Annotated in this window: 13 protein-coding genes; 2 read left to right on the forward strand and 11 right to left on the reverse strand. The window is 67.5% G+C overall.

Going from position 1 to position 12,034, the window contains the following annotated elements; translation table 11 throughout:
* Positions 1-59 precede the first annotated feature (59 nt).
* Positions 60-392, forward strand: coding sequence for a hypothetical protein (locus ACTXG5_RS22185; protein ID WP_445160836.1), 333 nt, complete (start codon positions 60-62; stop codon positions 390-392).
* 13 nt (positions 393-405) lie between these two features.
* Here the strand turns inward: ACTXG5_RS22185 and ACTXG5_RS22190 are convergent, their stop codons facing one another.
* From ACTXG5_RS22190 to ACTXG5_RS22210, 5 genes are all read right to left on the reverse strand, one after another.
* Complete coding sequence (locus tag ACTXG5_RS22190; protein ID WP_445160837.1) at positions 406-3,249, reverse strand: aminotransferase class I/II-fold pyridoxal phosphate-dependent enzyme; 2,844 nt, start codon at positions 3,247-3,249, stop codon at positions 406-408.
* Positions 3,250-3,450: 201 nt separating this feature from the next.
* The gene (locus ACTXG5_RS22195; RefSeq protein ID WP_445160838.1) at positions 3,451-3,837 is read right to left on the reverse strand and encodes an antitermination protein NusB; all 387 of its coding nucleotides are present in this window, start codon (positions 3,835-3,837) and stop codon (positions 3,451-3,453) included.
* On the reverse strand, positions 3,834-4,367 hold the full coding sequence (gene nusB, locus ACTXG5_RS22200; protein ID WP_445160839.1) for a transcription antitermination factor NusB: 534 nt from the start codon (positions 4,365-4,367) through the stop codon (positions 3,834-3,836). Before nusB ends, ACTXG5_RS22195 begins: the two co-directional genes overlap by 4 nt.
* A gap of 2 nt (positions 4,368-4,369) precedes the next feature.
* On the reverse strand, positions 4,370-4,933 hold the full coding sequence (gene efp, locus ACTXG5_RS22205) for an elongation factor P (protein ID WP_445160840.1): 564 nt from the start codon (positions 4,931-4,933) through the stop codon (positions 4,370-4,372).
* 137 nt (positions 4,934-5,070) lie between these two features.
* Positions 5,071-6,189, reverse strand: a complete 1,119-nt coding sequence (locus ACTXG5_RS22210; protein WP_445160841.1) for a M24 family metallopeptidase — start codon at positions 6,187-6,189, stop codon at positions 5,071-5,073.
* Positions 6,190-6,222: 33 nt separating this feature from the next.
* On the opposite strand from ACTXG5_RS22210, the gene ACTXG5_RS22215 reads away from it, so the two are divergent.
* Entirely contained in the window at positions 6,223-6,963 is a 741-nt protein-coding gene (locus ACTXG5_RS22215) for a B-4DMT family transporter (RefSeq protein WP_445160842.1), read from the forward strand.
* 10 nt (positions 6,964-6,973) lie between these two features.
* On the opposite strand, the gene aroQ is transcribed toward ACTXG5_RS22215, so the two are convergent.
* The 6 genes from aroQ to ACTXG5_RS22245 form a co-directional block, all read right to left on the reverse strand.
* Positions 6,974-7,414 (reverse strand): type II 3-dehydroquinate dehydratase, encoded by a 441-nt coding sequence (gene aroQ / locus ACTXG5_RS22220; protein WP_445160843.1) that lies wholly within the window; start codon positions 7,412-7,414, stop codon positions 6,974-6,976.
* Positions 7,411-8,499, reverse strand: coding sequence for a 3-dehydroquinate synthase (aroB, locus tag ACTXG5_RS22225; protein WP_445160844.1), 1,089 nt, complete (start codon positions 8,497-8,499; stop codon positions 7,411-7,413). The genes aroQ and aroB overlap by 4 nt, the downstream gene beginning before the upstream one ends.
* Positions 8,496-9,050 carry a shikimate kinase gene (locus tag ACTXG5_RS22230; protein ID WP_445160845.1) on the reverse strand — a complete coding sequence of 185 codons (555 nt, stop codon included), beginning with the start codon at positions 9,048-9,050 and terminating at the stop codon, positions 8,496-8,498. Before ACTXG5_RS22230 ends, aroB begins: the two co-directional genes overlap by 4 nt.
* Before the next feature lie 7 nt (positions 9,051-9,057).
* Positions 9,058-10,269 (reverse strand): chorismate synthase, encoded by a 1,212-nt coding sequence (gene aroC, locus ACTXG5_RS22235; RefSeq protein WP_445164543.1) that lies wholly within the window; start codon positions 10,267-10,269, stop codon positions 9,058-9,060.
* A 51-nt stretch (positions 10,270-10,320) separates the two neighbouring features.
* Positions 10,321-11,502 (reverse strand): acyl-CoA dehydrogenase, encoded by a 1,182-nt coding sequence (locus tag ACTXG5_RS22240; protein ID WP_445160846.1) that lies wholly within the window; start codon positions 11,500-11,502, stop codon positions 10,321-10,323.
* 90 nt (positions 11,503-11,592) lie between these two features.
* Entirely contained in the window at positions 11,593-12,030 is a 438-nt protein-coding gene (locus ACTXG5_RS22245) for a prepilin peptidase (protein ID WP_445160847.1), read from the reverse strand.
* Between the last annotated feature and the right edge of the window lie 4 nt (positions 12,031-12,034).

Raw genomic sequence — 12,034 nt, forward strand, 5'->3', positions numbered from 1 at the left:
TTGCCCGCCTCTGAGCGACAACGGTCTCAGTGTCGGGGCGCAGTGGGACAGTCGCAGGGATGACGACCAATTCATTGCGACTGCGAGGAACCGAACTCCGTTACGTTCTCACATGGCATTTGGCGCTGCACGGCGCTGCGGCAGTCCCAGACCTGATCGAAGCGTTGGCGCACCACAACTTTGACGCCGGTGCGCGTGCCTCGAAGTCGATCTCCGACGCGTTGCGTTGGGAGCGGCACTACGGGCGAGTGGTGAGATTGGCGCGCGGCCGGTATGGACCGGGCTGGACCCCGCGCGGCACCGAGTATCGGATCCACCAGCGGGTGCTGGCGCTACGTACCCAAGCAGAGTCGCTCGGAGGCGGGCAAAAGGACAAGTCCTGCAGCGCGTGAAACAGCTCAGGCGTCAGGCGCCCTCAGTAACAGCCGGCTGGACGCGGTCACCGTTGCGTCCCCCGTTCAATACGGACGTGTCCGCGGGCAACTCGAACGCCGGGAACGCGGTCCCCACCGCGGCGGTCGCCGCGCTTCGTTGGGCTTCCAGGCGGGCCAGCGCGTCGGCGGTGAACACCGACAAGCCCAGTTCCGGGTTGTATCCGTGGATTTCCTTGACGTCGAGTTGGGCCAGGAAATACAGGATCTCCTTGGACACCACCTGACCCGGGACCAGAATGGGGAAACCCGGCGGGTAAGGCACCACAAAGGTGGTGGACACCAACTTCCTGCCCTCGGCGATCCGCCGACCGGCGCTGCCGATCTGCACGTACTCGCGGTCGGACTCCTCATACCCCGCGTAGAACGCCGACCGCATGTCGCCGAAGGCGCAGGCGTCCACCGGACGGAACGCAATATCGAATTCACTGAAGTCGGGCAGGTGTGGCAGATCCTGGGTGATCTCCTCGACGCGCCGCTCGTGCAGGGTCAAGTCGGCCACGCTGGCCAATTCCCGCTCCCGATCGAGGTCGGTGGCCACCCGGCGCAGCACGTCGAGCAGGTGATGCACGCTCGACCAGGTGACGCCGATGGTGAAGATCAGCAGCACGCTGTTGATCGAGGTCTTGTTGATCTGAATGCCGAAGCGCTCCATCAAGATCTTCTCGCGGAAGTCATAGCCGTTCATGCCGGTGTTGCCGAGGAACAGCGTGACCCGCGTCGGATCCAGCACGAACTGATCGGATCGCCAGGCCTCGTTCCACTCCGCCAGCGCGCCCTGCCTGACCTCGCGGTACGAGCTAACCGCGGATGCCCGGAACTCCTCGGGCACCAGGTCGGCTTCGTCGAGGATGCGAAACCACTTGCTGATCAGCCGGTCCTTGCGGACGCGGTGCCGGAAGACCAGCGCCATGTCGTAGACCTGCCGGACCAGTTGGAATCCCTCGATGTCGACCTGCCGGCGCGCCAGGTCCAGCGAGGCCAACAGTTGCTGGTTCGGCGAGGTCGAGGTGTGGGTCAAGAACGCCTCGCCGAACGCGTCGCGGGCGCGCGAATTGAAATCGCGGTCCCGGACGTGAATCATCGACGACTGCCGAAACGCCGAGAGCGACTTGTGCGTCGAGTGGGTGGCGTAGACCCGCACCCGAGCCTTGGCGGGGTCAGGCAGCAGCCGGTGGTTCACCCACTCCGAGCGTGGGATACCCTCCATCTCCGCGGCCCACTTGCGGTGTTCCGCAGCGTATTCCGGGGATGCCAACATTTGCTCGAGACGGTCCGCCGCCACCATCGCGGTCCGTTGCCGGGCCCACGGCACCGCGGTGGCGAACGCGTACCACGCCTCGTCCCACAGGAAGCAGATGTCCGGCTTGATCGCCAGCACTTCCTCCATCACCCGCTGCGGGTTGTAGACGACGCCGTCGAAGATGCAGTTGGTGAGCAACAGCATGCGCACCTTGTCCAGCTGCCCGGCCGCCTCGAGGTCCAGCAGTGCCTTCTTGACCGTCTCCAGCGGCACCGCGCCGTAGATCGCGAACTGCGGTAGCGGATAGGCGTCCAGGTACAGCGGGTAGGCGCCGGCCAGCACCAGACCGTAGTGGTGCGACTTGTGGCAGTTGCGGTCGATCAGCACGATGTCGCCCGGCCTGGTCAAGGATTGCATCACGATTTTGTTGGCGGTCGAGGTTCCGTTGGTGACGAAGTACGTCTGGTTCGCGTGCCAGGTGCGCGCGGCCTTGTCCATCGCTTTCTTGATGTTGCCGTGCGGGTCCAGTAGCGAGTCCAGGCCGCCCGAGGTGGTCGAGGTCTCGGCCATGAAGATGTTGCGGCCGTAGAACTCACCCATGTCCTGCAATGACTTCGAGTTGAAAATGCTGGCGCCACGCGCGATGGGCAATGCGTGGAATTGGCCGACCGGCGCTTCCGCGTAAGCACGTAGGGCGTCGAAAAATGGTGTGGCGAAACGATTTCGCAGGCCGGCCAGCACCGTGCTGTACAGATCGGTGACATCATTGAGCCGATAGAACGTCCGCTCGTAAACGTCGTGTTCCTCATCGTTGCCCGCCGCGATCGACTCGTCGGTGAGCAGGTACAGGTCGATATGCGGCCGCAGCTCACGGATCCACTCGCCGCATTCGATGCAGTCCGTGCCGCAGTCACGGCTGACCTGGTCGTCGCTGACGCCCAGCAGGGAGTTCATCAACGGCACCCGGTCGCGCGAGCGCAACGGGACGTCGTGGCGGATGATCGCGGCTTGAATCTCGCCGTTCAGGGCAACGGCGGTGATGGCGTCCTCGACGCTGGGCACCACCAGGAGCTCGAACTGCACGTCATCAGATGAGCTGCGCAACGCCCGCAAGCTTTCGGCCAGGCAGTCGGGTCCCATGGGCGAGTCGTCGGCGAGCAGCACCGTGTAGAACTGCTGCTGTTTGGCTTGGGCCACCAACTCCTGGTCGGCCAACGGGGAAGACGTGTCGAAAAGTGCTGTGCGGTCCCCATATTCGGAGAGCAGGCGCACCGCCAGCGACACCTCGTCCGCGAGCCGCACCGTGGACAGTCTTTCGAGGTGAGCACGGAAGGTCGCCAGGTTCTCCGCCCCGGGATACAGCCAGTACCGCTCGTACGCGCCCAGGCGGTCCATCAGCCGCCTGACCTTCGCCACCTCGTGCGACTTGTCCAGCCCAGCGAGGTCGATCTCAGCCAGGTGACGGCACGCGTCGTCCAGCAGGTTCCAGGTGTCGATGCGGGTGTACGACGGGTTGGCCACCGCCGCCAACGCGGAGACCCGCAGTCGTCGCGTGTAGGCACTGTAGGGATTCATGTCGTCACCTGTTCTTCTGGTGCGGGGTGTGGCTGTCAGTGCATTTCACAGGCGGTGTCGTGGTGTCCGATACTGCGCTACCGCCGTAAATATCCACCGACGGCGACCTGAACGGCTCGGACAAATCAGCGCCCGCTGGACCCATTGTTATCCGGTCTGGGCTGCACACGCGATCTTTTCGCTCAGTATCAACAGGATCGGTCAGTGCTCGGGTTCGTCACCGTCGACGACCCGCCGACCGGAGCGGGTGCTGTCCATCCACCGCAGCATCGGGAGCTCGCGGCTGCGCGCCGGCAGGTCGGCGACGTCGCCGAGCGACCGCACGACGGCCTGGGTGAGACCCATCAGGGCGGCCATCACCGGCAGTAGCGGCTGGAGCGGCTTGGCCGCCGAGCGCACGGTGCTGATGCGGCGGGCCACGATCAGACGCTCGATCGAGTGATACAGCCAGGCGCCCACACCCAGGGCATAGATCGAGAGCGCCGACGCGACAATGGTCAGCCCGTAAGCAGCGCAGATCACGGCGCCCAGCACCACCGTCGCAGCCAGAACGGCGGCGAGGTAGGCGCGGAGCTCGAGTCGGCTCATGACGGCGGTTCGGGGGTCTCCGGTGTTCCAGGCACGGCCGAACGCGTGACTTCGCGGAGGGCTTGGGCGGCCGCCCGGATCTGCGGGGTCACCAGCATGACCTGCCCAAGGACGCCGTTGACGAAGCCCGGCGATTCGTCGGTGGACAACTCCTTGGCCAGCTGTACGGCCTCGTCGACGGCGACCGGTTCCGGCACGTCGTCGGCATAGAGCAGCTCCCACACCGCAACTCGCAGGATGGCGCGGTCGACCGCCGGCAGCCGGTCCAGCGTCCAGCCCTGCAGATGGGTGCTGATCAGGTCGTCGATATGGGCGATCTGGTCGCCGACGCCGCGCGCCACCGCGACCGTGTACGAGTGCAGCGCCGCGACGTCGGCGTTGGTTTGCGCCAGCGCGGTGCGCCCGTCGGCCGTCTCGCTCGGGCTCAGGCCGCGGGCGTCGGCTTCGAAAAGCAGGTCCACGGCGCGCTTGCGGGCCTGATGGCGTCCCTTGACCGGCCTCGCGTGCTTCGGCGGTTTACCGTCCGGCATGGTCAGGAGTTGACCCGGCCCAGGTAGCTGCCGTCGCGCGAGTCCACCTTCAGCTTGTCCCCGGTGTTGATGAACAACGGCACTTGGAGCTCCGCACCGGTCTCCACGGTCGCCGGCTTGGTGCCGGCGCTGGACCGGTCGCCCTGCAGCCCGGGCTCGGTGTGGGTGACCACGAGTTCGATCGACACCGGAAGCTCGAGGTACAGGGGTGCGCCATTGTGGAAGGCCACCTGCACCGGCAGGCCCTCCAGCAGGAACCGGGCGGCATCGCCGACCAGCGATTCCGGCAGCGGGTGCTGTTCGTAGTCCTGGCTGTCCATGAACACGAAGTCCGAACCGTCGCGGTACAGGTAGGTGGCGTCGCGGCGGTCGACGGTGGCGGTGTCCACCTTCACGCCGGCGTTGTAGGTCTTGTCGACGACCTTGCCCGAGAGCACATTCTTCAGCTTGGTGCGCACGAAGGCCGGGCCTTTTCCGGGTTTGACGTGCTGGAACTCGGTGATCGTCCACAGCTGTCCGTCGATTGCCAGGACGAGCCCATTTTTGAAGTCGGCAGTGCTTGCCACGGTCGGTCTATCTCCTACAGGATGGCGAATTTTCCAGGACCGGGCTTTTGCCCGGTAGCGGGTTCCGGTTATGCCGGAACGGGTGCCGGTGCCCCAGCGAACAGAACGGACACCGCAAGCAGCTTACCCGCGCTCAGCTAGGCCAGAATCGCCAGCTCTTTGGGGAAACGAGTCAGCAGCTCCGCGGTCTGCTTGGTGTTTTCCGCCGCATCGCCGGCGACGACCAAGGTGTCCTCGATGCGGACACCGCCGCGGCCGGGCAAGTAGACGCCGGGCTCCACCGTCACCACGGAGCCGGCAAGCAGTGTCCCGGCCGAGGTGGCACCGATTCCCGGTGCTTCGTGGATCTGCAGACCCACCCCGTGTCCCAAACCGTGACTGAATGAGTCCCCGTAGCCCGCGTCGACGATCAACTGGCGCGCCGCGCCGTCCACCTCGCGGAGATCGGCACCCGGCCGCAGCGCCTCCCGGCCGGCCCGCTGCGCGTCGGCGACCAGCTGGTAGATCTCCAGCTGCCAGTCCGCGGCCTTGCCCAGCACGAACGTGCGGGTCATGTCCGAGTGATAGCCGGCGACCAGCGCACCGAAGTCGATCTTGACGAAGTCGCCGTCGGCGAGCACCGCGTCGGTCGGCCGGTGGTGTGGGATCGCCGAATTCGGCCCGGCGGCCACGATCGTCTCGAACGAAATCGCATCGGCGCCGTGATCGAGCATCAAGGCCTCGAGCTCGCGGCTCACCTCACGCTCGGTTCGCCCCGGCCGCAAGCCGCCGCGCGCCACCAGGTCCTTCAGCGCGGCGTCGGCGGCCTCGCAGGCCAGCCGCAGCAGCGCCACCTCGCCGGCGTCCTTGATCTCGCGCAGCGCTTCGACCGTTCCGGCGGCCCGCACCAGCTCGGTCTTTCCGTTGCGTTCGCTCACCTCATTGGTCAGTGTGTCCAAGCCGTCCACCGTGACCACATTGCTTTCAAAGCCCAGCTTCGACACGCCCGCGTCGGCCGCCTGACCCACCAGGTGGCGCCCGACCGCCCGCTCGATGGCGATCTCGAGACCAGCTGCCTGCTCCGCTGCCTGGGTGCGATAGCGGCCGTCGGTGGCCAAAACGGCGCCGCGATCGTCGGCGAAGACCAGCAACGCGCCGTTAGATCCGGAAAAACCCGATAGGTAGCGCACGTTATTTAGGTCCGTGACCAGCATCGCGTCCAGCCCGCTGGCACCGATCTGATTTTTTAAATTGTCTCGACGCTGGGAATGTGTCACGACAGACGACGGTACTCGCTACGCTGATTGGCCATGAGTAACTGGATGGTGCGCGGGTTTGCGTTCGCTGCGGTGATGGTCGTCGTCCGGTTGTTTCAGGGGGCGATCATCAATGCGTGGCAGACGCAGGCCGGGCTGGTAAGCGTGACACTGCTGCTGCTGTTCATCATCGGCGTAGTCGTGTGGGGGGTGCTGGACGGCCGGGCCGACGCTAAAGCCAACTCGGATCCGGATCGCCGCCAGGACCTGGCGATGACCTGGCTGCTGGCCGGCCTGTTCGCCGGGATCGTGAGCGGGGCCGTCTCCTGGCTCATCTCGCTGTTCTACAAGGGCCTCTATACCGGGGGGCTGATCAACGAGGTGACGACGTTCGCGGCGTTCACCGCGCTCTGCGTGTTCCTGCCCGGCATCATCGGCGTGGCTGTCGGCCGCTGGCGGGTGGACCGGCAGTTCGAGAAGGCGCCGGAGAAGCACCACGGCCTCGGCGTTAAAGAGGAGCGGGGTGACACCGACGTGTTCGACGCCGCCCGCGGCGACGACGCGCCGACCGGTGAGGTGCCCGTGCATTCCGGGGCGCAGTCGGAGGCGCAGACGTCGTCGGTGGCCACTGCCGAACGCGAAGCGCCCACCGAGACGATCCCGACGGTCGAGCGGGACTCGCCCACCGAAACGATCCCGACGGGCCGATGGGGTGCGTCCACCGATGAAGCCAAAACCGAGGTGATTCGTACCGACACCGATCCGAAGCACGCAAGCCCGGAGTCGGAGAAGTAAGGACTCGCCGCTAGTCCTGCGGCGTCTCGGCCAGGTAGCGCAGCGCAAGCAGGTAGCCCTGCACGCCCAGCCCGACGATCACTCCGGTCGCCACCGGGCTGAGATACGAGTGACGCCGAAATTCCTCGCGGGCATGCACATTGGAGATGTGCACCTCGATCAGCGGGGCTCGCAGCTCCGCGCACGCATCGCGCAGCGCCACCGAGGTGTGGGTCAGACCACCGGCGTTGAGAATCACCGGCTCCCCCGCATCGGCGGCCGAATGAATCCAGTCCAGCAGCTCGGCTTCGTTATCACTTTGCCGTACAACGGCTTTGAGACCAAGTGCGGCGGCCTCACGTTCGATGACGGCGGCCAGCTGTTCGTGCGTGGTGTCCCCGTAGACCTCCGGCTCGCGACGGCCCAGCCGGCCGAGGTTGGGGCCGTTGATGACGTTGACTGTCTTGCTCATGGCGCACAAACTCCTGCGTAGGCCGTCACCAGCAGACCCGGGTCCGGTCCCACCAGGCGGCCCGGTTTGGCCAGCCCGTCGAGAACCACGAACCGCAGCACACCGGCGCGGGTTTTCTTGTCTCCGGCCATGTATTCCAGCAGCTGCGGCAATGCGTCGGGGTCGTAGCTGACCGGCAGGCCCAGCGAAGTCAGGACGGCGCGATGGCGCGCGGCGGTGTCGTCGTTGAGCCGGCCGGTGAGCCGGGCAAGCTCGGCCGCGAATACCAGGCCCACCGATACCGCGGCGCCGTGCCGCCACTGGTAGCGCTCCCGGCGTTCGATGGCGTGGGCCAAAGTATGTCCGTAATTGAGGATTTCGCGCAGCTCGGATTCTTTTTCGTCGGCGGCGACCACCTCGGCCTTGACCGCGATCGCGCGCCGGATCAACTCCGGCAGCACGTCACCTTTCGGGTCCAACGCCGCTTCCGGGTCGGCTTCGATGAGGTCCAGGATCACCGGATCGGCGATGAACCCGGCCTTGACCACTTCGGCCATCCCGGCGACGATTTCGTTGCGCGGCAACGTTTCCAAGGTGGCCAGGTCGACCAGGACGGCCAGCGGCTGATGAAAGGCACCGACAAGGTTCTTGCCGGCGTCGGTGTTGATGCCGGTCTTGCCGCCCACCGCCGCGTCGACCATACCGAGCAACGTGGTCGGCACATGCACGATCGAGACGCCACGCAGCCAGGTGGCCGCTGCGAAACCCGCGACGTCGGTGGCAGCTCCGCCGCCGAGGCTGACCAGGGCATCCTTGCGGCCAATTCCGATGCGGCCCAATACTTCCCAGATGAAACCGACGACCGGCAGCTCCTTCCCCGCCTCGGCGTCGGGGATCTCGATGCGGTGCGCGTCGATGCCTTGGTCGGCCAGGTAGCTGCGAATCGCCTCGGCGGTCTGCGCCAGCACCGGTTGATGCAGGATCGCTACCCGGTGCCGGCCGCCGAGTAGCTCACCCAACTCGTTGAGCAATCCGGTGCCGATCACGACCGGGTACGGCGGGTCGACGGCCACCTGCACGGTGACCGGTCCAGTGGATTCCGTCATGTGGTTGCCTCGGCACCGGGGGCTACCGGCTGTTGGGTGTTCTTCAGGCTTGGCAGCCGGGACGTGATGTAACGCACCACTGCGCCGGGATTGCGGCGGTTGGTGTCGACCCGGATGGTCGCGACGCGCCGGTACAGCGGAGTTCGTTTCGCCATCAGGTCACGGTATTTCTCGGTGCGGTTGCCTCCGGCCAGCAGGGGCCGTACGGCGGTGCCGCCGGTGCGCCGCACACCTTCTCGGGCACCGATCTCCAAGTAGATGACGGTGTGTCCGGCGAGCGACTCGCACACCCCGGGGGTGGTGACCGCGCCACCGCCGAGCGACACGACACCGTCCTGATCGGCCAGCGCGGCGCGCACCACGTCTTCTTCGATGCGGCGGAATTCCTGCTCGCCGTCGGTGGCGAAGATGTCGGGGATGGTGCGGCCGGTCTGCTGCTCGATCAGCACGTCGGTGTCGACGTAGCCGACGCCCAGTGCCTTGGCCAGCCGACGCCCGATGGTCGATTTGCCCGAGCCCGGCAATCCGACGAGTACCGCCCTGGGTGTCATGGCGCGCCTACCCGGACGCCTTGGCCCGAGCTGTCGGCATTTCGTGCTCGGCGACCGCCCGCTGGTAGGCCTCGATGTTGCGGCGGGTTTCGGTCAGCGAATCGCCGCCGAACTTGTCCAGCGCGGCGCGGGCCAGCACCAGCGCCACCATGGTCTCGACGACGACCCCGGCGGCCGGCACCGCGCACACGTCGGAGCGCTGGTGGATGGCGACGGCCTCGTCACCGGTGGCCATGTCGACGGTGGCCAGTGCCCGCGGCACGGTCGAGATCGGCTTCATCGCCGCCCGCACCCGCAGCGGCTGGCCGTTGGTCATGCCGCCTTCCAGGCCGCCGGCCCGGTTGGTCGACCGGACCACCCCGTCGGGCCCCGGGTACATCTCGTCGTGGGCCTGGCTGCCGCGGCGGAGCGCGGTCTGGAAGCCGTCGCCGATCTCCACGCCCTTGATCGCCTGGATGCCCATCACGGCGGCGGCCAGCTGGCTGTCCAGCCGGGCGTCGCCGCTGGTGAACGATCCCAGCCCGACCGGCAGGCCCAGTGCGACGACTTCGACCACGCCGCCGAGGGTGTCGCCGTCCTTCTTGGCGGCCTCGATCTCGGCGATCATCGCCGCTTCGGCCGCCTTGTCGAAGGCACGCACCGGGCTGGCGTCGATCGCGTCCAGGTCCCTGGCGTCCGGCGGCGGGCCGTCGTAGGGTTCCGACGGGCCGATCGCGATGACGTGTGAGAGCACCTCGACGCCGAGCGCCTGGCGCAGAAACGACCGGGCGATCGTCCCCGCCGCCACGCGGGCGGCGGTCTCCCGGGCGCTGGCACGCTCCAGCACCGGCCGGGCGTCGTCGAAACCGTACTTGAGCATGCCCGCGTAGTCGGCGTGGCCGGGGCGGGGCCGGGTGAGCGGAGCATTGCGGGCGATATCTGCCAGCTCGGCGGGGTCGACCGGGTCGCTGGCCATCACGGTTTCCCATTTCGGCCACTCGGTGTTGCCGATCTCGATGGCGATGGGGCCGCCCAGGGTGACGCCGTGGCGCACGCCGCCCAGCACGGTCACCGCGTCACGCTCGAACGCCATCCGGGCGCCGCGGCCGTAACCGAGCCGGCGACGCGCCAACTGGTCGGCGATTTCGGTGGAGGTGACCTCCACACCGGCAACCATGCCTTCGACCACGGCTACCAGCGCGCGGCCATGGGACTCTCCGGCGGTGATCCAACGCAACACGAGTCCCATTCTCCCATGGGGGCGCACGCGGACTTAAATCCGAGCACCGCCTCAGAAGAAACTGGTGTCGGGCAGTTCGCCGCCGTTGACGGTGAGGTCGCCGAGCACCCGCGCCTTGTAGACCGTCGGGTTGTGCGAGAACAGCGTCCGCAGGTTACGCCAGTGCCGGTCCAACAGCGCCGACGCCTGTATTGCGGAGGCACCCCCCACATCGAAGACGCGTGAGGCCGCCCGCAGCGCGGGCTCCTGGATCGCGACCTTGACGCGGGCGGCGGCGATCGAGGACCTGCGTTCCAGTTCGGGATCGATCCCGGTTTCGCGCGCCGCGTCCAGCGCGGGGGCGAGTTCGGCCGCCGCGCTCCGTACCAGTGCGTGCGCGGTGTAGGCCACCGCGTCGATCTCCCCGACAATCTGCAGCAACTGCGGGTCGGCGGTCGGCTCGTCGACGCTGGCGAAGGTGTAGGTGCGCCGCCGCCCGCGCACCAGCGCCGCGGCGTCTGCCGTCAAGCTGCGCAGGATCCCGGCGGCGACCGCGTGCAGATACAGCTGCATCAGCGCACCCCGGGCCCGGTCCAGACCGATCGTGGCGCCCAGCGGGAACACTTCGTCGGCCGCGACCTCGACGTCATGGAATACCGTCGTGCCGCTGCCCGTCTGGCGCTGACCGATGCCGTCCCAGTCGTCGACGTGCTCGACGCCGGCCCGGTTTACCGGAATCACCACGGCGGTCGGGGCGCCGTCGTCGTCCTGCGCGGTGATCCGCAGGTAGTCGGAGAACTGCGCGCCGGTGCTGTAGAACTTCCGCCCCCGCAGCCGCAACCCGTCCTCGCCTGCCACCAGCTGGGTGTCACGGTTGTTGCCCCCGACCGACTTCAGGCTCTGTTCGGAGTTGGCCCCGCCGATCAAGCCGCCGTCGGCGACCACCGCGAGCCACCGATCACTGCCCGGGCGCCGCGGCCTCATGTGCAGTTCCTCGACCAGCGCATGGTGCACGCGCAAGATGTGCGCCAGGTCGGGGTCGGCCGCGGCAAGCGCGATGAGGTGGTCGAAGAATTCCGGCACCGTATAGCCCACGCCCCCGTGTTCGCGCGCCAATCGCACGGCGCCCAACCGCTGCTCCCGGACGAGTTTGAGTCCGAGCAGGGGCGGCTCGGTTCCGCCTTCGGCCAAGCGCAGGCGGTAGTCCGCAGCGATCTCGGCGAGCACCTGATCGAGCGCCGATCCAACTGCCATGTGTGTCAAAACCTTTCGAAGTTCGACGACCAGCCCCGAAAAGGTATGCGCGCGCAGCCGTACCGGCAACGATTTCCTGCGCGACAATTTTTAAGCGGGCAAGCCCAGCAGGGCCACCCCGGCCGCACCCGCCGTCGCCAGGCACATCGAGGGACCGTGCGGCACGGTGTGCCCGCCACGCATCGTCGCGGCCACCCCCAGCAACGCGGTCAACAACGGCGCGGCCAGCGCCGCCAAAAACCACACCGCGGCGCCGAAGCAGCCGGCCAGGCCGCCCAGACCGATCGCCAGCTTCACGTCGCCGGCTCCCATTCCGTCCGGTGCCACCAGATGCACCAGCAGATACAGCCCGGCCAGCGCCGCGGACCCGGCCAACGCGGACACGCCGCGCCCGGTGCAGGCGGCGGCCACCAGGATCACGCCGGCCCCCGGCAGCGTCAGCAGGTTGGGGAGCCGACGTTGCCGGATGTCGTAACAGCTCAACGCCGCCAGCCAGCCCAGCACCAGGGCGGCCACCGCGATCCGCATGCGC

The sequence above is a fragment of the Mycobacterium sp. Dal123C01 genome, from assembly GCF_052566995.1.

Coding starts and splice junctions, on each gene's coding strand:
- ACTXG5_RS22215 (WP_445160842.1), top strand. CDS start 6,223: ATGAGTAACTGGATGGTGCGCGGGTTTGCGTTCGCTGCGGTGATGGTC.
- ACTXG5_RS22245 (WP_445160847.1), bottom strand. CDS start 12,030: ATGCGGATCGCGGTGGCCGCCCTGGTGCTGGGCTGGCTGGCGGCGTTG.
- aroQ (WP_445160843.1), bottom strand. CDS start 7,414: ATGAGCAAGACAGTCAACGTCATCAACGGCCCCAACCTCGGCCGGCTG.
- ACTXG5_RS22195 (WP_445160838.1), bottom strand. CDS start 3,837: ATGAGCCGACTCGAGCTCCGCGCCTACCTCGCCGCCGTTCTGGCTGCG.
- ACTXG5_RS22240 (WP_445160846.1), bottom strand. CDS start 11,502: ATGGCAGTTGGATCGGCGCTCGATCAGGTGCTCGCCGAGATCGCTGCG.
- ACTXG5_RS22190 (WP_445160837.1), bottom strand. CDS start 3,249: ATGAATCCCTACAGTGCCTACACGCGACGACTGCGGGTCTCCGCGTTG.
- ACTXG5_RS22230 (WP_445160845.1), bottom strand. CDS start 9,050: ATGACACCCAGGGCGGTACTCGTCGGATTGCCGGGCTCGGGCAAATCG.
- aroB (WP_445160844.1), bottom strand. CDS start 8,499: ATGACGGAATCCACTGGACCGGTCACCGTGCAGGTGGCCGTCGACCCG.
- nusB (WP_445160839.1), bottom strand. CDS start 4,367: ATGCCGGACGGTAAACCGCCGAAGCACGCGAGGCCGGTCAAGGGACGC.
- ACTXG5_RS22185 (WP_445160836.1), top strand. CDS start 60: ATGACGACCAATTCATTGCGACTGCGAGGAACCGAACTCCGTTACGTT.